The sequence below is a fragment of the Aquimarina besae genome (genome assembly GCF_042434905.1).
Classification (GTDB): Bacteria; Bacteroidota; Bacteroidia; order Flavobacteriales; family Flavobacteriaceae; genus Aquimarina.
In genome coordinates, this window is record NZ_CP170199.1 from 2096613 (window position 1) to 2117126 (window position 20514).

19 protein-coding genes are annotated in these 20514 nt (G+C 33.8%); 8 read left to right on the top strand and 11 right to left on the bottom strand.

What is annotated here, in order from left to right; all coding sequences use genetic code 11:
• Window positions 1–37: 37 nt before the first annotated feature.
• Together ACE94K_RS09120 and pepE are read right to left on the bottom strand one after the other, a co-directional pair.
• A complete protein-coding gene (locus tag ACE94K_RS09120) occupies window positions 38–952 on the bottom strand; it encodes a glutaminase (protein WP_378183140.1) in 915 nt (304 codons plus the stop codon).
• Between the two features lie 8 nt (window positions 953–960).
• Window positions 961–1668 carry a dipeptidase PepE gene (gene pepE, locus ACE94K_RS09125; RefSeq protein ID WP_378183143.1) on the bottom strand — a complete coding sequence of 236 codons (708 nt, stop codon included), beginning with the start codon at window positions 1666–1668 and terminating at the stop codon, window positions 961–963.
• Between the two features lie 107 nt (window positions 1669–1775).
• On the opposite strand from pepE, the gene ACE94K_RS09130 reads away from it, so the two are divergent.
• The 6 genes from ACE94K_RS09130 to ACE94K_RS09155 all read left to right on the top strand — a co-directional run bounded on the left by ACE94K_RS09130 (window position 1776) and on the right by ACE94K_RS09155 (window position 8632).
• Window positions 1776–2564, top strand: a complete 789-nt coding sequence (locus ACE94K_RS09130) for a carboxypeptidase-like regulatory domain-containing protein (RefSeq protein ID WP_378183146.1) — start codon at window positions 1776–1778, stop codon at window positions 2562–2564.
• 141 nt (window positions 2565–2705) lie between these two features.
• A complete protein-coding gene (locus tag ACE94K_RS09135; protein ID WP_378183149.1) occupies window positions 2706–3464 on the top strand; it encodes a hypothetical protein in 759 nt (252 codons plus the stop codon).
• Window positions 3465–3551: 87 nt separating this feature from the next.
• Window positions 3552–4058 carry a DUF6702 family protein gene (locus ACE94K_RS09140; RefSeq protein WP_378183152.1) on the top strand — a complete coding sequence of 169 codons (507 nt, stop codon included), beginning with the start codon at window positions 3552–3554 and terminating at the stop codon, window positions 4056–4058.
• Between the two features lie 61 nt (window positions 4059–4119).
• A complete protein-coding gene (locus ACE94K_RS09145; RefSeq protein WP_378183154.1) occupies window positions 4120–6426 on the top strand; it encodes a M1 family metallopeptidase in 2307 nt (768 codons plus the stop codon).
• Window positions 6427–6515: 89 nt separating this feature from the next.
• Window positions 6516–6809, top strand: a complete 294-nt coding sequence (locus ACE94K_RS09150; RefSeq protein ID WP_378183157.1) for a twin-arginine translocase TatA/TatE family subunit — start codon at window positions 6516–6518, stop codon at window positions 6807–6809.
• 332 nt (window positions 6810–7141) lie between these two features.
• A complete protein-coding gene (locus ACE94K_RS09155) occupies window positions 7142–8632 on the top strand; it encodes a S8 family serine peptidase (protein WP_378183160.1) in 1491 nt (496 codons plus the stop codon).
• Window positions 8633–8704: 72 nt separating this feature from the next.
• On the opposite strand, the gene ACE94K_RS09160 is transcribed toward ACE94K_RS09155, so the two are convergent.
• The gene (locus ACE94K_RS09160; RefSeq protein WP_378183163.1) at window positions 8705–9346 is read right to left on the bottom strand and encodes an O-methyltransferase; all 642 of its coding nucleotides are present in this window, start codon (window positions 9344–9346) and stop codon (window positions 8705–8707) included.
• Between the two features lie 610 nt (window positions 9347–9956).
• Between ACE94K_RS09160 and kynU the strand changes: the two genes are divergently transcribed.
• A complete protein-coding gene (gene kynU, locus ACE94K_RS09165; RefSeq protein WP_378183166.1) occupies window positions 9957–11243 on the top strand; it encodes a kynureninase in 1287 nt (428 codons plus the stop codon).
• Between the two features lie 158 nt (window positions 11244–11401).
• A complete protein-coding gene (locus ACE94K_RS09170) occupies window positions 11402–12565 on the top strand; it encodes an MFS transporter (RefSeq protein WP_378183169.1) in 1164 nt (387 codons plus the stop codon).
• Between the two features lie 24 nt (window positions 12566–12589).
• Here the strand turns inward: ACE94K_RS09170 and ACE94K_RS09175 are convergent, their stop codons facing one another.
• The 8 genes from ACE94K_RS09175 to ACE94K_RS09210 all read right to left on the bottom strand — a co-directional run bounded on the left by ACE94K_RS09175 (window position 12590) and on the right by ACE94K_RS09210 (window position 20406).
• Window positions 12590–13306 carry a hypothetical protein gene (locus ACE94K_RS09175; protein WP_378183172.1) on the bottom strand — a complete coding sequence of 239 codons (717 nt, stop codon included), beginning with the start codon at window positions 13304–13306 and terminating at the stop codon, window positions 12590–12592.
• A 118-nt stretch (window positions 13307–13424) separates the two neighbouring features.
• Window positions 13425–13793 (bottom strand): cupredoxin domain-containing protein, encoded by a 369-nt coding sequence (locus ACE94K_RS09180; protein WP_378183175.1) that lies wholly within the window; start codon window positions 13791–13793, stop codon window positions 13425–13427.
• A 120-nt stretch (window positions 13794–13913) separates the two neighbouring features.
• Window positions 13914–14462, bottom strand: a complete 549-nt coding sequence (locus ACE94K_RS09185; protein ID WP_378183178.1) for a carboxymuconolactone decarboxylase family protein — start codon at window positions 14460–14462, stop codon at window positions 13914–13916.
• A 468-nt stretch (window positions 14463–14930) separates the two neighbouring features.
• Complete coding sequence (locus tag ACE94K_RS09190; RefSeq protein ID WP_378183181.1) at window positions 14931–15302, bottom strand: DoxX family membrane protein; 372 nt, start codon at window positions 15300–15302, stop codon at window positions 14931–14933.
• A 27-nt stretch (window positions 15303–15329) separates the two neighbouring features.
• Entirely contained in the window at window positions 15330–15803 is a 474-nt protein-coding gene (locus ACE94K_RS09195; RefSeq protein WP_378183184.1) for a hypothetical protein, read from the bottom strand.
• Window positions 15804–16487: 684 nt separating this feature from the next.
• On the bottom strand, window positions 16488–18152 hold the full coding sequence (locus ACE94K_RS09200; RefSeq protein WP_378183187.1) for an FAD-dependent oxidoreductase: 1665 nt from the start codon (window positions 18150–18152) through the stop codon (window positions 16488–16490).
• Between the two features lie 21 nt (window positions 18153–18173).
• Window positions 18174–19010 (bottom strand): aldo/keto reductase, encoded by an 837-nt coding sequence (locus tag ACE94K_RS09205; RefSeq protein ID WP_378183190.1) that lies wholly within the window; start codon window positions 19008–19010, stop codon window positions 18174–18176.
• A gap of 7 nt (window positions 19011–19017) precedes the next feature.
• Window positions 19018–20406: an ATP-binding protein gene (locus ACE94K_RS09210; protein WP_378183193.1), complete on the bottom strand. Its 1389-nt coding sequence runs from the start codon at window positions 20404–20406 to the stop codon at window positions 19018–19020.
• Window positions 20407–20514: the final 108 nt, after the last annotated feature.

The window sequence follows — 20514 nt, forward strand, 5'->3', positions numbered from 1 at the left end:
ATTTAAAGCTTTTGTGACCAGAGGCAAATTTTACTCTCTAAAATATAGAAAACCCCGTCAAGGTTGTCAACCTTTCTAGTGCATACATACCTAATTCAGAATTACCTTTTGGATTCAGTGGTGGGCTCCAAACCGTAACCGCATAATGACCTGGGTGAATCGCTGCTATTCCGCCACCAACACCACTTTTTCCTGGTAGGCCAACCCTAAAACTAAATTCTCCAGCCTCGTCATAAAAACCACAAGTCTGCATAATAGCATTAATTCGTTTTACTTTTCTCGAAGAAATTATTTCAATATCATCAGAAAGGGTTTTTCCAGAGTTTGCATAGATCATAAATGCAGTGGCTAGTTCTTTACACGACATTTCTACCGAACATTGATAAATGTAAAGGTCTAAAACAGTTTCTATGTCATTTTTTATGTTACCAAATGATTTCATAAGATTTAATAAAGAGGCATTTCGGTAACTGTATTTCTTTTCAGATTCAAATACTTTTGAATTGATCTTGATAGTCGTATCACCAGTAATTTTATGAATAAATTCTAAGAATTTTTGTTGAGGGTTCTTAAATATCGAAACCAAGATATCCGAAATAACCAGAGCGCCGGCATTGATAAAAGGATTTCTTGGTATTCCGTTTTCATATTCTAATTGAATTAAAGAATTAAAAGGATCTCCTGATGGTTCGACATGGACTCTTTCGAATAACTCGTCATCCAATAATGACATAACCAAAGTTAATGAGAATACTTTAGAAATACTTTGTATTGAGAACCGTTCATTCTCATCTCCAAAACCGTAGTGGCCCGAATTGATACAGTATAAATGCATCCCTAATTTGTTACCCTCAATTTTGGCTAACTCCGGAATATAAGTAGCTACTTTTCCCGTAATAGTTCGGTTTAAAGTTTCAGACTCAATCCTGTCAAGAATTTTCTGATAGTCCATAATATAATTTAATTTAATTGTAGAAGAGAGCTACCTGAAACAATTTCGTATGGGGTTTTATTTTGTTCAAAAATCCTTGCCGATAAACTACCTTCTAAAACTATATCATCTTGATGAATTCTAAGCCAACTTCCTTCTCGGAGTCCTACAACAGGTTGAGGGTTTATGGTATGAAATTCCTTGATCCGAGTCTCCCGGGTTTCGCCTTTGTGTGTAGAGTTTGGATCGGGATCTAGATAATGAGCGTTGATGTTGAAAGGCATAATACCTAATGTTTTGTAGCTGGGCGGATGAACAATTGGCATATCATTAGTGGTTTGCATAGTCAGACCACAGATATTACTTCCGGCACTGGTTCCTAGGTAAGGCGTACCTAATTCTATTGCGTTTTTAAGCGGTTGAAGAACTTTGTTACGGTACAATTGATCTACTAAAAGAAAAGTGTTTCCTCCACCTGTAAAAATTCCCTGTGTATTTCTAAATGCTTCCGTTATATCAGAAAACATATGAATACCCAGAATTCTTTTATCAATTTTCTTAAAGATATTATTAACTCCGATAGTGTATTCATCCAATGAAATTCCTCCTGGACGCGCATAGGGAATAAAAAGGATTTCTTCAGAATTAGCAAAAAGTTCTTTTAAAGCATCAAATAAATATTCTAATGGACCACTTCCGTGAATAGTAGAAGTACTGGCTATGATACAATTTTGCATGTAGTTGTTTTTTAGTAAAGGTAGTTTAACGTTTTCTTATAAAGAAATCTTCTTAGCATAATGAAAAATATAGTATCTTCCATAAAACAAATTTAATCCTGCTTCCTATGAAAATGAAATTATCCTTACTTCTTATCTGTGTTACTGTAAGTTTTTCTTTTGCACAAATTACTTCTCGGGTTATGATTGATGGCCGGATCAGCGCACCAATTGGTGATGACGTAGAAGGAGTAGTAGTATACAATCTTACTACAAAAAAGGGTACTATCACAGATAATCAGGGTAGCTTTAGAATTAGTGTAGGAACCAATGATAAGTTAGAGGTGATCGCTATGCAATATCAAAAGTTTGTGGTATTAATAGATAAAGGAGTGTTAGATAATAGGCGATTGAATATTTTTTTAAACGAATCGGTCAATCTTTTGGAAGAAGTAATTGTAACACCTTATGATTTACTAGGGAACGTTTCGATTGATGTGAAAAAAATTGATGTTTCAGAGAGTGGAATTGACGAAGTGGCTAAACTTACTTCAGACAGAATTAATGATACAGATTATAATTGGACACCTGATGAACTTTCAGAATTAGAAAATAAAGTTTTTCTGGAAGATAGAATGATTTACGGACTAAATTTTGTAAATCTTTTTAAAGTTGTTTTTCAAAATAAGGATAAAAATAAAAACAAAACTGCTGATGATATCGATGTGAAAGTCAGAAAAATGTACAATGACGAATTCTTCAAGACAAATTTGGCTCTGGAAATAGATCAGATTAATGATTTTATATTTTTTGCTGAAGAAAATGGGCTTAATAAAACATATTTGGAAGAGGGAAATGAATTGAATTTAATAGAATTCTTGGTTTCTCAAAGTAAAGCTTATAAACAACGACAATAGTGTAGTTAAAATAATTACGCAACACCTGAGATCGATTTTCGTCTTTTCTGTTGAAATGATATGACGAAGTTTAAAGATCGTTTAGTAAAACACTAATGGTTTAATTCTGTTTTGGATTTTAGTCATAAATTAATTCAGTCTATGGCTAAAATTTTATCTTTTCTTTTTATTCTTTTTACTTTAAATAATGTTTTTGGTCAATCGCAACGATTAAAAGGAAAAATCATAGCCGATTCTTTAGAAGGTTTTGCAATCAATATTGTAAATTATACGAAGAAAATAGGTGCTACAAACGATCAAAATGGCTATTTCGAAATCCCTTCAGAGGCTAATGATTCCATTATTTTTTCTTCGGTTCAATACAAAGTTGTCTCCGTCATAGTTTCAGAAAATGATCTGGATAATGGTAATTTTAGAATACAATTATATCCTGTTATACAAAAACTTGATCAGGTCAATATAAGCACTATAAACCTTTCAGGAAATATTGATAAGGATACAAGAGATATTAAAGTACAACCACATCTGGATACAAGGGTTTTAGGATTACCTGTTCGAAATATAAAACAACCAACCATAGAGGAACGTAGAATATATACCGCAAGCTCAGGTCCAATCGATTTATTATTAAATAGTTTAAATGGGAAACTGAAGAAGCTCAAAAAGCTAAAGGAGCTGGCAGATTTGGAATCATTGATCGAAAAAGGTGAAACAGCGTTTAACCAAACATTTTTTACAGATGACCTGGGTTTGCCCGAAAACCTGATTTCTGATTTTGTCAACTATTGCTCAGAGGATCAATACTTCGAAAACTTACTAAAAAACACAAAAAGACTATCATTACTGGAATTCTTTCAGGAAAAAGCGAAACTATATAAAGATTATAAAGAAATTGATTAGCAACACGACAATTTTATAAAATAGGAGTTTTTTGGCATAATTTTTTATGTCAAAATAGTACATTTACTTGCTATTACAATATTACAGATGAAGAAACTACTATTTATTTTTCCTATACTTTTGATCGTTTTAAGTTCATTTAGTATAATGCATAAATTCTATGTAAGTGTCACTCAAATCGAGTATAGAGAAGAACAAAAGTCATTACAAATTATTTCCAGGATATTTATTGACGACTTAGAAGAAGTCTTGAGACAACGATATGATAAAACGATAGAGTTAGTTTCAGAACAACAAGAAGCCAAAGTAGATCAATACTTGAGGACATATTTAAAACAGAAGTTGAATATTATAGTTAATGATCAACCGGTTGTTTTTAGCTTTATTGGTAAAGAATACGATAATGATCTTGTACTGTGTTATCTGGAAGTAGAAAATGTGACTTCTTTCGAAACAATATCGGTAACCAATCAAGCTCTAATGGATTTCTTTGAAGAACAACAGAATATTATTCACGTAAAAAAAGGGAAAAAACGTAAAAGTCTGATCTTAGAAAAAGAAAAGGATACAGGCGTGTTAAAGTTTAGTGAATAAATGATTAAACTTTTAAAAAACAACTATTTTGCGATTTATTACAAAACACAATTACACTCTAATGAAAAAAATACTTTTTATTCTTTCAGTAACATTTTTTGTTTCTGGATTGTATGCACAAAACGAAAATGAAGACCAACCAAAGCGTGAGCTAGGGCATACAAATCAAAACAAGTTTAAGCAAATGTATGATGAGTTTGCAACTCCTAATATGTATAGAACTGCTTCTGGAGCACCTGGAGCTGCTTATTATCAGCAGCAGGCAGATTATAAGATGGATATCGAGCTTGATGATAAAAACAAAAAACTTACCGGTAAAGAAACTATTACCTACACCAATAACTCTCCGGATAATTTAGAGTTTTTATGGGTGCAATTAGATCAGAATATGCGCTCCAAAAAATCAAAAACTCCGTTGATTCAACCAACTGGCGTAGATGCAGCGGATCCACCAAGTAGGTTTGTTGGAAAATACCTAGGTGAACCTTTTGACGGAGGATTTAACATAACTGCTGTAAAAGATGCAGTAGGTAAGCCTTTACAATATACTATCAATGGCACAATGATGCGCGTAGAGATGCCAAAACATTTAGCATCTGGAGCCAAATTTGTGTTTTCTATCGATTGGTGGTATAATATTAACGATCACGTTAACGGCAGGGGAAGATCCGGATATGAGGAATTTGAAGATGGCAATAGAGCTTATGTAATTGCTCAGTTTTATCCAAGAATGGCAGTATATAATGATGTAGAAGGTTGGCAAAATCATCAGTTTTGGGGTAGAGGAGAATTTGCATTACCGTTTGGAAATTTTGACGTGAATATCACGGTGCCTGCCGATCATATTTTAGACGGAACTGGTGTATTGGTTAATAGAAAAGAGGTTTTTACAAAAGAAATGATGGATCGTTACAACAAAGCAAAAAAATCATATGAAAAGCCCGTTGTAATAGTTACCCAAAAAGAGGCAGAAGCAAAAGAAAAATCTTTTTCTGAAAATAAAAAAACCTGGAAACTTAGTGCAAAAAATGTACGTGATTTCGGATTTGCAACTTCCAGACGATTTATCTGGGATATGATGGCGGTTAAAATAGGAGGGAAAGATGTGATGGCGGTTTCTATGTACCCTAAAGAAGGAAATCCTCTATGGGAAGATTGGTCTACAAAAGTAGTAGCAAGTACATTGAAGTCTTATAGTAGAATGACATTTGATTATCCTTACCACAAAGCGATATCTGTTCACGCCAAGAATCAAGGAATGGAATATCCTATGATTTGTTGGAATTACGGAAGACCGGATAAAGAAGGTAAGTTTAGTGATCGTACAAAATACGGAATGATGAGTGTCATTATTCATGAAGTAGGGCACAACTTTTTTCCGATGATTGTGAATAGTGACGAACGTCAATGGACTTGGATGGATGAAGGGTTAAATACTTTTGTTCAATATGTTGCAGAACAGGATTTTGGAGAGTGGTATCCAGATGCGATTACTCCTTTGAAAAAATATCCTTCCAGGCGAGGGCCGGCAGCCAAGATAGTTCCTTATATGAGCGGTGATCAAAGCTTTATTTCTCCGATTATGTCTCAATCCAATAATATCCATCAGTTTGGCTCCAATGCTTACTCTAAACCTGCAACTGGGTTAAATATCCTTAGAGAAACGATAATGGGTAGAGACCTTTTTGATTATTCGTTCAGAACATATTCCCAGAGATGGATGTTTAAGCACCCAACACCAGAAGATTTCTTCAGAACTATGGAAGATGCCTCTGCTGTGGATTTAGATTGGTTCTGGAGAGGATGGTTCTACACTACCGATTATACGGATATCGGAGTAAAAGATGTTAAGAAATATGTAGTTTCAAAAGAGCCAAATCAGAGAGCTAAAGATTTTGCTGCAGCAAGAGGAGCTAAAATCGAAGATTTTGGACCATTAGTATTTATGGTAGAAGAAGGCAGTGCAGAGTATGAGACTATCAAGAAAAATGGGAATATTATTGAAGATGCTAAAACACTCAAAGAATATTTGATCGATAATTTTTCAGTAGAGGAGAGAGAAGTTTTGAAAGAGCCAAAATATTTTTATGAAGTTACTTTCGAAAAACCAGGAGGATTAGTTATGCCATTAATCGTAGAATATACTTATGAAGATGGAACTTCTGAAATGATAACCTATCCGGCAGAAATTTGGAGAAAGAATGACGATGCTGTAAAAAGAGCCATAGCATCAGAAAAAGCAATTTCTAAAATAGTTGTAGATCCTAATCAGGAAACAGCCGATATAGACACCTCTAATAATAGCTGGCCGCAGAACAAGAAGCTTGGAAAATTTGATAAATTCAAAGATAAAGTGAAAGGCCAATAAGCTAAAAAAAACTTAAATTATAGATTTAAGCCGTTCGTGATCACGAACGGCTTTTTTCTGTACATAATTGTAGCTATATTTGTATCGATATGATTACATTACCATTATTTATTAGCGGAACCGAAATAGCCTTTATTGTCTTTATATTGGTGATGGTTTTTGGTGCGGATAAAATACCTGAAATCGCAAGAGGTTTGGGTAAAGGAATGCGTATTGTAAAGGACGCTACAAATGATATCAAATCTGAAATTACTAAAAGTGCAGAAAAGCACGGTATAGATACAGACATTCCTTCCTCTATTACTACAGATATCAAAAAAGAAATCAATCAGGTTAAAGATGATATCGAGGAAATTACTGGTCCAGTAAAACGTAAATTCTAATTTAAGTATTCCAGTTATTATCAATTTGATAAACTAAAAGCTATTTTTTTAGCATTCTAAGTAAAAAAAGATGTTTTTTTTGCAGTAAATATTTTTTGTAGTCTTTTTCCGTAGAACCCTAGTAAACATTGGTATCTAACACTATTTTATACTCCTATGCAAGCATAGTAACGCTTTGTTTTTTATGATTTCTTCAAAATAATATGATAATAATTTAATTTTATTTAATAAATTAGTACTGAAATTAACTAAATGATAATTATTGGTGTTTTTAAGGAAAGTATCTCTATTAAAATATCGATAACACACAAACTCATTAATCTTATACTAAAATGAAAAAAATTATTACTCTAATTTTGGGGCTATTCCTTATCGTTTCATGTTCTAAAGACGATCCAGCCGAAATTATTGACGAAAGCGTTACCTCTCAGAAAATCCTTTCAATCGAAGAGATTAATTCGTTTATAGAAACAGAACTCAAGCAAAATGGTGATTTAAATTGGACCACTGCGCCGGATAATATACTTTACAGCGCGGTAATGCACGGAGGAGAAGTATTGACCATCGGTTTTGGTGAAAAGGGCGAGAGCTTTATCGATGGCACACAGCGATCGTCAAGATTAAATACTATTATAGAGAATATATATAGTACCATCCAGAATACTGAAGGTGTAACACGTTCTAGCTTTCAAGTAGCAGAAGATGAGCTTTTAAATGTTTTAGATGTTAAGATAACCAACATTAAAACTATTTCAGAATTAAAAGCAATGGATAATATTCGATATTTGGAGCCAAACGGTTATGGTTTTTATCTGCAAGAGGCGGTGCAACAAAAATCGGCCGGATGCAGTCAAAATGGGCAATCCATCAATAGCGGTGATTATAGTGTGATCTCTCCAAATGCAAGATTACCTTGGAATTTCAAAAAGCACAATATTGATGATGCTTGGAGTCTTAGTACAGGAGCTGGTATTACAGTAGGACTTATAGATACCGGACTATCTGCAAACCAAAGTCTTTTAGGAAGTGGGTTCAATGATGGTGCTTCTAATGGAAGATTTGTACAACGTTACGGAACATTTATTGATTCTCCTTGGTGGTGGTCAAATAACGTAGATGGCCCTAATGACAGATGTGGTCACGGAACACAGATGGCATCCGCCTTAGCTTCTCCACGAAATAATGATTTTATGCCAGTTGGTGTTGCCTATAATGCGAATTTAGTTGCATATAGAGGAACAGAAGATGTGGTTTTAAATGATTATCACGAACGTAAAGGAGTCAGTAATGCGCTAAAAGCGTTAGGCAATAGAAGCGATGTTAAAATAATCTCCATGTCTATTGGATATCCTTGGTCTATTGGTAATGTAAAAGATGCGGTGCGATATGCCTATGGTAAAGGTAAATTGATTATGGCAGCGGGAGGAACTTCTACTACGTTTACGAACTGGTACGGTGTGATCTTCCCGGCGAGTATGAGCGAAACAGTAGCGGTAACGGGATTAAAAGATAATGGGTATAATCGTTGTGATATTTGCCACGATGGTAGTAAAATTGACTTTACCATCATTATGCAAAGAGCAAGTAATACTAGTAGAACTGTACCAGTATTAGGATTTAATAATGGTGCCCAGTCGTATGTTGGCGGATCATCTGTAGCAACTGCTATGACAGCTGGTATCGCAGCGTTGGTATGGGCTCGTAATCCTAATATGACTAGAGCTCAAGTGTTGGATAAGTTAAAGAGAGCCGGGGAGTTTTATCCTAATCGTAATAGTAAATTTGGGTTTGGTAATATCGACGCTCTCAAAGCAGTACAATAGAATATGAATTAGCAATTGTAGTTACTAATATATGTGAGAAGTGGAATCTATTCGATTTAGATTCCACTTTTTTTATAATACTCGACTAATAGTTAAACCATCCCTAATCGGTAGCATTACAGTTTCAACTCGATGGTCTTCCACCAAAAGCTGATTATATGCTAAGAGCGCGTTTGTAGAGATATCATCTTCTGCAACTTTTTCAATTACTTTTCCGCTCCAAAGTACATTATCAGATAAAATGATACCGCCTGGATTCATTTTTCTAATGATTAATTCAAAATATTTAGAATAATTGGGTTTATCGGCATCAATAAAAACTAAGTCAAATTTTATATCCATATTTGGTATGATCTCAGTTGCATCACCAACATGCTGATATATTTGACGACCATATGGAGACAGATCAAAATATTTACGCTGAAAATCTTCCAGTTCCTCGTTGATATCGATGGTGTGCAGAACACCATTCTTTTGCATTCCTTCTGCTAGGCATAAAGCTGAATACCCGGTATAGGTGCCAATTTCCAAAATATTCTTTGGATGAATCAATTTAGAAATCATGCTCAAAACACGACCTTGATAAGGACCGCTAAGCATACGGGGCTGCAATATCTTTTGATACGTTTCTCGGGTCAATTGTTGTAGCAATTCAGGTTCCTTTTCTGTATGATTTACTACATAGGTGTCTAAAGCTTCAGGTAAAAAGTGCATGGATGTAACTTTTTTTTGGCAAAGCTAATATTTATATTAATTAATTCCGATCATCAGTATATTGGAATAAGACTTTAGTATATTTAAATCAAAATAAAAAGGAAGAAGCAATATCGGTTTTAAAAACCATTTTACAGGATAGATAAAACCATAATTTTGAAAAAGTAGAGATCTTATTAAAAAATTACAGTAGCTCATACAAAACTACTGCAATTGAAAAATTTTTACATTTTCTGTGATGAATGCTTATTGGTTACCACTAGCAAGGCGCGCAAAACCAATCCGGCCCCGGGAAAATAATTTGGCCACATTCTCCAGGTCCACAAGGGGGGCAATGTCCGCCATTTATATTTTTCTGAACTTCTTTACTAATTGTTTTTACACTGTCTAATTTTTTTAATTCTTTCATTAGAATATGAGTTTAAGATGATATTGTATACCTGAACATTTATAGACACTCAGGATATAGGTCTGTTTGTTTTTGTGTCTATTGGTTTTAGTGCGCTAGTAAGATACTAAAATAAGGGTAATTTCCCCATTATTTTAGAGACAATTTTAAAAGATTATATAATCTCGACTGTAATCTGTATTTTTGAATCAAAACTCAAAAATGCAATTCGAAAATAGTAGAGAATTTGCCAAAAAATTAGATGAAAAAGATCCATTAAAATCTTACAGAGATCAATTTCTTTTTCCTAAAGTAAATAGTAAGCAGGTTATATATTTCACAGGAAATTCTTTAGGGCTTCAACCTAAAAACACAAAGGAATATGTAGATGAAGTAATGAAGGATTGGGCAGAGCTTGCGGTCGAAGGGCATTTTTATGCAGATAAACCTTGGTGGGATTATCATGAGCGTATGGCCAAGCCATTAAGTAAAATTGTAGGAGCTAAACCTTCAGAAATTACTGTGATGAATACGCTTACGGTGAATCTTCACTTATTGATGGTTTCTTTCTATAGACCCAAGGGAAAACGATATAAAATCATTTGCGAAGAAAAGGCTTTTCCCAGTGATCAATATATGCTGCAGAGTCAGGTTCGATTTCACGGATATGAACCTGATGATGCGATTGTAGAAATCAAAAAACGAAAAGGGGAACATAATTTTAGGATAGAAGATATACTGGCTACGATTCAATCAGTAGGAGAGGAGTGTGCCTTAATTATGATAGGTGGAGTTAATTACTATACAGGTCAGGTTTTTGATATGAAAACCATTACTAAAGCGGGGCATGACGTTGGTGCTTTTGTTGGTTGGGATCTGGCACACGGAGCCGGTAATATAGAATTAAAACTACATGATTGGGATGTGGATTTTGCATCTTGGTGTAGTTATAAATACATGAATAGTGGTCCGGGAAATGCGTCTGGATGTTTTATTCATGAGCGATTTCATAATAAAAAAGATATCCCTAGATTTGAAGGATGGTGGGGAACCAAAAGAGAATCAAGATTTTTAATGAAGCCGGAGTTTGAACCCATGCCCAATGCAGACGCTTGGCAATTGAGTAATGCACCTATTTTATCTTTAGCTCCTTATCTCGCTTCGTTAGAATTATTTGATGAAGTAGGAATGGAAGCTTTGATCAAAAAACGAAATATCATTGTTGCCTATCTTGAGTTTATATTAAAAGAAATTGATGCTGAGGTAGATAGTACTTTTGAGATTATTACACCATCAAATCAGGAAGAACGTGGTACCCAATTATCAGTTTTTCTTCACGGAGAAGGGAGAAAACTTTTTGATTATTTGATGAAAAACGGAGTGATAACAGACTGGAGAGAACCTAATGTGATTCGATTAGCACCTGCTCCATTTTACTGCTCTTATGAAGATATGTATGAGTTTGGACAAATTCTGAAACGCGGAATTTTAGAAAAAAAATCCAGATAATTTATTTAATCAACTGTTTTATGGAAGTACAGATGAAACACGTAGGTGTTTTTGATGTTAAAGGGATATTTTAATTTGGTTTTAGGTTATTTTGTAGGAGCATAGAGGATATTTTTGATGATTTTTCGGAATTAAAAATAGAATTTAAATAGTAAAAATTGAATTCATTATACTTAATCATTACGAGATTACGATATTTCGGACCGGCATGGGTCTTTGCATCCTTAAATATTATGACAGGCACTTGGGTGCTTTATATTCCATACGTAAGACAAAAATTAAGAATTGATGATGCACAACTAGGTATTGCCCTTTTCTGTTTTGCATTAGGTACCTTGGCGATGATTCCCTTGGCTTCTTTAATTATAGCAAGATTTGGAGTAGGTAAGGTAACGTTGGTTGGTATCATATTATTTTCCTTATTATTTCTAATGCCAATTATTGCTCAAAGTTATATCTTACTTTGTTTGATTTTATTTGTTGTTGGCCTATCTGCTTGTTTAACCGATATTGCAATGAATGCACTAGTATCTGAAATTGAGCAGGAGGATGATATTCATATCATGTCTGCTTCTCATGGATTTTTTAGTTTGGGCGGAGTGATTGGGGCAGGAATAGGTAGTTTGTTGATTACTTACGTTCAAGTACCCTTCACGCATATGTTATGCGCTACAGTATTTGTCATTGTAACCAATATATTAGTCTGTAAAGAATACATAGCAATGAAAGGAAGGAAAGAAGAACGTTCAAAAAAATCTTTTGACCTTTCACTTATAAGACCACTATTTGGACTAACTGTTGTTGCTTTCTTAATTATGGGGAGCGAAGGTGCAATAGAACATTGGAGTAAACTTTATATACAGGATGTTGTAAAAATTTCTTCAGAGAAAATTTCGGGCTTTGGTTTTGTAGCTTTTTCGGTTATGATGACATTAGGTCGTTTCTTTGGCGATGGAGTGAGTAAACACTTCGGATCTTTATCAATAATTATCAGTGGATGTATGATCAGTGCCTGTGGTTTTTTTGCAGTACTTAGTGGTACATTAATACTATCGATAGTGGGCTTCGGTCTTGTAGGCCTAGGTTTTTCAGTAATTATACCTGAACTATTTAGATTGGCTGGAAAAACAAGGGGAGTTTCTCCTGCAAAGGGAATATCTTTTGTCGCGGGATTTGGCTATCTGGGTTTTATGGTCAGCCCGCCGTTTCTAGGATTATTATCTAAAATTGATAGTTTAAAACTTAGTTTTACTGCTTTGCTGGTAGCTTCTTTAATAGCTTTGGCGGTCACCTTCTTTATTTCAAAAAGGACCAAAACATAATACTTGGGTTTCGCCGGGTCAAAACTACTCTGTAATCACTTCAATATTGGTGAAATGAAGTTTCCAATCACCTTCATTACGTTTATGCGTTTTGGCTATGGTTATACCATTGAAATTTTCATAATCTTCCCAGGAAGTAATTAAAGAGGGTTCTTTTTTATTTTTTTCTCTAAATACCCATTCTTTAATCTTAAAATCGCCTTCAAAATAAAAATCATAAGCATCTCCGGGAGTATAGCCTCCTTCGTTTTTATAAACGATAGTAAATTTTTGCATTTCTTTTGCACTTATAGGAGCAACTGCTTTTGCCTCGTGTTCTGATGTAAAATTGTCTTGATCCCAAACTAGATTAAAGGGTGCTAATAACCAATATTTATCGTTAATAAATCCTTGATCAGCTTTTAATGAAGTACTGTCAATACTTATTCTGTTATAGGTAATCGTATCTTTTTCAGTAGTTAGGGTGACTTCACTTTTTTTAGGTTTCCAACTCCAGGTACGTTCATAATGGCTACTATCGCGATCTACATTAAAAGTGAACTTTATTTCTTTTACTTTGTCCCAATTCTCAAAACCATTAGCATTTGCAATAGCTTCGGCGGTTGTTGGGATTTTACTTTTCACTGTTTCTGAATCCGTTACCTCTTCTGTATCATTTTCATACTTATATTCCTTTTTAGTTTTTTGATTACAAGCTATGATGAACAAAGAGAATATGGATAATACTATGATATTTTTCATCTTGAGTTAGTTTTTGGCTAAAATATAGAAAACTAAAACCTTGCTAAATTGAATTAACAAGGTTTTAGGGTTTAGATATACTAGTATTCTATATGGTATAAAGGTTATTTTCGGGTAATTACTCTACAATCAATTTGTATTGTGGAGTTTTATTTAAAGGACAAAAGTAATTGTACTCACCTTTTTGTAAGCTTACTTTTTTAGAGCTTTCTGTTTTTCCTTCTGCAACAACTTTAGTTACATACGCTTCCTGAATATGATTTTTAGGATCCGAAGCATCTTTTCCCGCCGGTACTAATACAAAACCTACATCTGTTCCTGAGTTATTGTTCGAGATATTAAAAACATAACTTCCTTCTGAAAGTGTAAGCTGTTTTTGAGTAAATTCTCCTTTAGTTTGTTCTAAAGAAACTGTTTTAACCTCTTGTGCAGATGCACTTAGTGTAATTGCGAAAACAAATGTGAATAATGTGATTAACTTTTTCATGATTTTGATATTTATTATTATTTAAAATGATTTTTGGTTTTTCTGAGAAGAAAGATTTTTTAATGATTAATACTTTCTTCCCAGAATTTGCAAGTGGTTATTTATTAGTGGTTATTTAGTTTACGCTAGTGTAGTTTCTAGTGGTTGTGCTACTGGAAAATCAACTGGAACTTGTGTAGTGCTATGGATATAGTTAGAGATTGTTTTATCTCCTACCAATACGATAGTGTCAATTAGATTTCCTTTGTCATATCCGGCAGCAAAGAATTTTTCTACTACATCCTGATCTGCACGACCTCTATTTTCGGTAATATTTTTAGCTAATTTTGCTAAAGCATCCAATTTAGTATCAAAAGAGGCATATCCAGCTCTTAATTCTAATATTTGTTCATCAGTAAAACCATTCATTTTTCCGATAGCAGTGTGTGCTGATAAACAGTATAAACAGTTGTTTACCTGGCTTACAGCCAAGTTTACGACTTCTTTTTCTTTAGCTCTTAATGAGGTTTTGGCATTGGATAAGTTTAAATAGTTTTCTAAAGCAGTTTCGCTATGAGCGTAGGTAGCAAACAAGTTAGGGACAAAACCTAGTGCATTTGTAAGGTTATCAAAAATTGCTTGATTTGTTGTATTTACTTCTTCTCTTGTTGGTACATTAAATGTTATCATGATTTCTGTTTTTATGATATCCTAAATTTGTTTTTTTAGGATGGATTTATATTTTGTTTTAACTGTCCTTTAATTTGACAAGACAAAGGTGCAACAGCAATCTTCATTTTAAAATGTTGGTTTTTCCCAAGTACTTGTCAATTTTTCCTTTTCTTTATTTTTGGGTATTTATAAAAGGCCTCTCGGCGTCACAATAGAAATCGTGATGACTTCTTTGATCACAATGTGTTTTTGCATTCAGGCCTTTTATAATCTGTCTTTTTCCCTGACGGAAAATTTCTATTAAATTGAATATTGATTTATTATGTGCTGTCATTGTTATATTATTTTAAATTAACAGTACAAAGATGACTCAATAGAATGGCTCTGGTAATGTTGGTTTTTCCCGAAGACTTGTCAATTTTTCCCGGGCATAAAAAAACCTCCAATAATGGAGGTTCTAGTTATATGATATATTAATTTCTAAGGTTAGAAAAACTGTATTTCTTTTCGTTTTAACCACAAAATAATCGCACTTAGTATAAAAGTTATTACGGCAGTGATAAAAAGGATTCCACCATCATTATTAATTTCGATTCCTAATTTTGTAAGATGCATAAAAATGGCACCACCTATAACTCCAAGTGTTAACGTAGCTCCGATCCAAACAGTTTTTGGAATTAATAATAATATACCGGCAATCAGTTCTGCGATTCCGATTCCGATTCTACCGTATGGTTCCAAGCCAACTTTAGAAAAGATATATACACTATCCGGATGTGCAGTAAATTTAAATCTAAGGGTTTGTATTAAAATAATTGCAACGGCGATTCTTAATACAAGGGGTAAGACATTCTTCATTTTAGTTTGTTAGAGTTTGTGTTATTACTATAGAACACTGGGTAACGCGTCTATTCTTCCATTAAAGGTATCTTTTCTTGAAATAAAATACAATTTATCGAGATTATTATCTAAGCTGAATTGATGACCTAATTGTGGTAGATTATCATTTAAAAAGATCTGGAAAGCTTCTGGACTTTGACTTCTGTTTGCTGCTTTCCGTATGATTTTCAGGTAAGAATCTTTGAATAATTCAATATTGTTTTTATCAGAAACAAAAAGTAAATAGTTGTTTTTTCCCTTCGATTTTTTTATTTCTTTTTTAAAATTTATTTTTTTTAAAGCGATTAAACTACTGTTATAATCGCTAAACGTATTTTTGTATACTATTTCTTTAGTATTTTGAAGGTATACAGTTTCTAGCTGGGTTTTATATAGTTTATCTTGTGCTTGACTGTAGAAAGCTGTCATGAAAAAAACTATCATTAATGTTATTCTGGTGTTGTTATATAAAGTTTTCATACCCGTATTTTTTCGAAAAGTATTTTCGCGTTAATAATCATTTTGATATTACAAAGTTGGGGCAAATATAACTTGGCTAAAAGGTCTGTTTTTCCTTCTTTAATGTCAATAATTCCTTTTGATTTAAAAAATGAGATATTTCTTATACTTAATCAATAAAACTTAAGACACTTTGTTATTACTTTAGATCGAATTTAGTTGCGAAAGCTTACAAATTTGATGTATTTTTAAAAAGAAAGTATTCTGATATGTTTAAACACCTAAAATTTTAAACAAGATTTAGATTCTAAATTCCCTACAATGTAATGATTAGTGGTTATAAAATATGTTATAAAAAAACTAATTGTAACAAAAAAAAATATCGTTTTTTATCTGTGGCGTTAGGATGTTACATAGCTTTAGGTTTCATGTTTTATTATGAATTTATATTCTTAAATCACCCCCAATTTTTTAGGTTCTTCTGATATAATTATATAATAATTATACCCTAACGCCTGTTTACCTGAGTGTTTTTTTAGATACAGAATCTCAACATTAGATTACTCTACGACCTTGACAAGTTTTGAGATGAACCCAGTCGTTTCTAGTTTTTATACGTAAGACAAAGTCTTAAATGTTACTTTTTTTATCTTCCGGTTGTCAAAATTTCCCAAATATGTAAATTTCAGGTTTGGTTTTTCCAGCTTAGTTTTCTGCTAGATATTCATGAACAAATTTTATAGCCATGGCACCTTCTCCTACTGCAGAAGCCACTCTGTTCATTGCGCCAGCTCTTACATCACCTGATGCAAAGATACCTGGGCTACAAGTTTCTAATAAAAAAGGTTCCCGATCTTTTTTCCAGATTTTTTTAAAATTCTTGTAACGATTCATATCCCTACCCGTTTCTATAAACCCTCTCTCGTTTTTTATAATATCCAAGGCAATCCAGTCTGTATATGGTTTGGCCCCGATAAAAATGAATAATGCATCCGCGTCTACTTTTCTGGTGTCAGAAGTTATACTGTTGGTTAGTTCTAAAGCAGTAAGCCTTTCATTTTCTCCAATAGCTTTGGTGACGTTGGTATGGCTTAACAATGTGATATTATCAATAGCATCTATCTGATCGATGAGATAGCTGGACATGCCACTGGTTAGATCTTTTTTACGAACTGAGATATATACATTTTTTGCAAATTTGGAAAGATAAACCGCAGACTGCCCGGCAGAATTACCCCCACCTACAATGTATACTTCTTTATTGGTACATGCCTGCGCCTCGGTCATAGAAGAGCCGTAATAAATACCGGCACCTGTATAATTTTCTATTCCTTCTGCCTCAAGTTTTCTATAATTTACACCTGTGGTAATCACTACACTTTTTGCACTAATGCATTCTCCATTTCCTAGAGAAATACTTTTATACCCATCCTTTTCTGTGATAGAAGTAACTTCTTGTGGCGATAGAAACTCTATTCCAAAACGTTTGGCCTGTGTAATGGCTCTATGCGTTAATTCCTGACCGCTAAGACCATTGGGAAATCCCAGATAATTTTCTATTCTCGAACTTGTTCCTGCCTGACCACCAGGTGCGTGTTTCTCGATTAACAAAGTTTTTAGACCTTCTGACCCACCATAAACAGCGGCAGCTAATCCAGAAGGACCGGCTCCAATGATTACTACATCGTATAAATTATCTTGTGGATGCGCATTTAAGCCAAGTGCCGTAGCCAACTCAACAATATCCGGGTTTTTGAAACAACTACCATCTTGTAATGAGATTACCGGTAAGTCAGTTGGTGATAAATTATGCAGTTCTATAATTTCTTTGGCTTTGTCACTGGTTTCTGCATCTAACCATTGAAATGGGAATAGATTTCCTGACAAAAAATCCTTAATATCGTGTGATTTTGGAGAGTATTGATAACCGATTACTTTAATCCCATCAAATTCCGGCTGATAATTTACCTGCCAAGCCTCTAATAAATCGTGTAAGGTGGGGTATAGTTTTTCTTCTGGTGGGTTCCATGGTTTTGTTAGATAGTAATCCAACTGCACATCATTAATCGCCTTGATCGCTGCATCTGTATCTGAATAGGCTGTTAAGAGTACTTTCTTTGCTTCGGGAAAAAAAGTTTTAGCTTCTTTTAGAAATTCTACTCCTAGCATCTCGGGCATTCTCTGATCTACCAAAAACAAGGCAACGATTTCGTTTTTCTTTTTTAAATCTTCTAGGGCTTCCAAAGCATCCTTAGCAGATTCGGTACTCATTATGCGGTACTCTTTTCGATACTCTGACTTTAAATCTCTGGTAACTGCACGTAATACCTGTGTATCATCATCAAGAGCAAATATGATAGGTTTTTTCATTATAATTTAATTTAAAACTAACTAAAAATTGAAATTATCAGGATCCGGTCCGGTTCTCTCATTTTTATCCAGAGAATCTATGTAATTGACGTCTTCTATAGACAGCTCAAAATCAAATAGATTACCATTAGCTATGATACGATGTTGTTTTGAAGATTTTGGTATTGTGATCACTCCTTTTTGTAGATTCCATCTTAGAACTATCTGCGCTACTGTTTTGTTATATTTTTTGGCCAAACCATCCAAAATTGACAGTTCAAAAATCTTTCCTTGCATCATCGGAGACCAAGCTTCATACTGAATCCCATTTTGATTACAGAAATCAATAAGATCTTGCTGAACTAAAAATGGATGAAACTCCATCTGATTTACCATTGGTTTAATTTCTGAATTATTCATAAGATCTTCTAAGTGATGTTTCATAAAGTTGCTCACGCCAATAGCTCTGATTCGTTTTTCCTTGTACAGATTTTCAAGGGCTTTCCAAGTATCTTTGTATTTCTCTTTAACAGGCCAGTGGATAAGATATAGATCAAGGTAATCGAGTTCTAATCTATTCAGGCTGTTATCAAAAGCTTTTAGTGTTGAATCATATCCTTGATCAGAATTCCAAACTTTACTCACAACAAAAATGTCTTTTCTTGGAACACTACTATTGCGTATAGCTTTACCAACCCCTTCTTCGTTTTTATAAATACTTGCGGTATCTATATGGCGGTATCCTGCTTCTAAAGCCCATTCTACTGCATCAACAACTTCTTGGTCGTTATTTGACTGATATACCCCCAATCCAAAATATGGCATGTCTACACCATTGTGTAACCGAAAGCTTCCTTTTATGTCAGTTATTTTTTTCATGAATTTTTTAGTTATTAGGTAAATACACAGTAAAATTGGTTTCTCCTTTTTTCGAGTCTACTGTTATTTTACCAGTGTGTTGATTCACAATTCTTTGCACTACCTCTAAACCCATTCCTGTCCCTTCTCCAATAGGCTTTGTAGTGAAAAAAGGATCAAAAATATTATCGAGATGCTCCTTCGGAATTCCTTCTCCGTCATCAATTATTTCGACTTTTACAAATTTTTGATCTTCAGAAGTTTTTATTTTCAAAACACCAGAATGATTCATTGCATCAATTGCATTATCTAATAAATTGGTCCAGACCTGATTTATTTCGCTGACAAAGATTTTTGGATGGGTCAGGTTTACTTGAAAATCTTTTTCGAGCGTTATATTTTTCTTTTTCATTTTGTGATTGAGCATGGTAAGTGTACTTTTTAAACCGACATGGATGTCAGTTGATACTTTTTCCGGTGCACGATCCATATGTGTATAACTTTTTATAGAGCTTACCAAATTCGAAATTCTGTCTGAAGCTTCACCAATTTCATCCACCATTTTTTCTGTAGTTAATACATTTTCGATCCATTCTATAGCGTGAGGAAAGTTTTTCTGTCCGGTAGCTTCATAAATTTCTTCCATTGCTTCTATACCTATACAAAAGTCTAATAATGTTTCAGTTAATTCGTAACCATTATCTACACCACGATCTTCTAACCACTCTTCTAATTCATCTTCTTTTTCGTTTCGCTCTTTCAGTTTCATGTTGTTTTCGGGTCGGTTGTTTAGTTTTTCAAAAAGAATATCATTAATAATATCTATTTCCTTCTCCGTGGCTTTTATAGAAACTACTCTTTTAAATTTTTCGGGGACATTCGCCAAATGTTCTTTCAGAGCTTTTGCACTTCGCACCATTGCTGAGGCAGGATTGTTGAGTTCATGAGCTAAACCGGCAGACAATTTCCCTAAAGACATCATCTTTTCTGCCTGGACATTATCTTTGGTAAATTCTCTTACGCGCGTAGTCATTTTATGAACCAAGCTTTCAGTAAGCTCATAGTGATCAGAAATCATCTCTTTAAAAAAAGATTTTTCTAATGCTAGAATTTTGCTGTCTTCAATTACTTGACCAAAACCAATTGCCGAGCTTGCTCTCGAAAACGGAAGTAGTCCACCAATTTCATTTTTATCGATATGAGCTATATGTTTATAGTTTCCGTTCTGCTCAACTTTCACATCAATTTTACCTTCTAAAACAATAAAAAGCTGATCAATAGGATCTCCTTTCCGAAAAAGATAGTTTCCTTGCTCCAAAGTTTTAATAATCGATTTATCAATTAACCATTCCAATTGATAATTAGGTACTTGAATAAACTCAGGAATTTGTTGAAGGTTTTGTGCGGTAAGTTTCATTAGCCTAAAATTAACTAATCTAAAACCTCCTTGCAATACTTGAAACGATCTAAATTCTTAAGGTTTTGATAAAATTTGACTTGAACGAAACAGGTAGGTTTTTTAGCG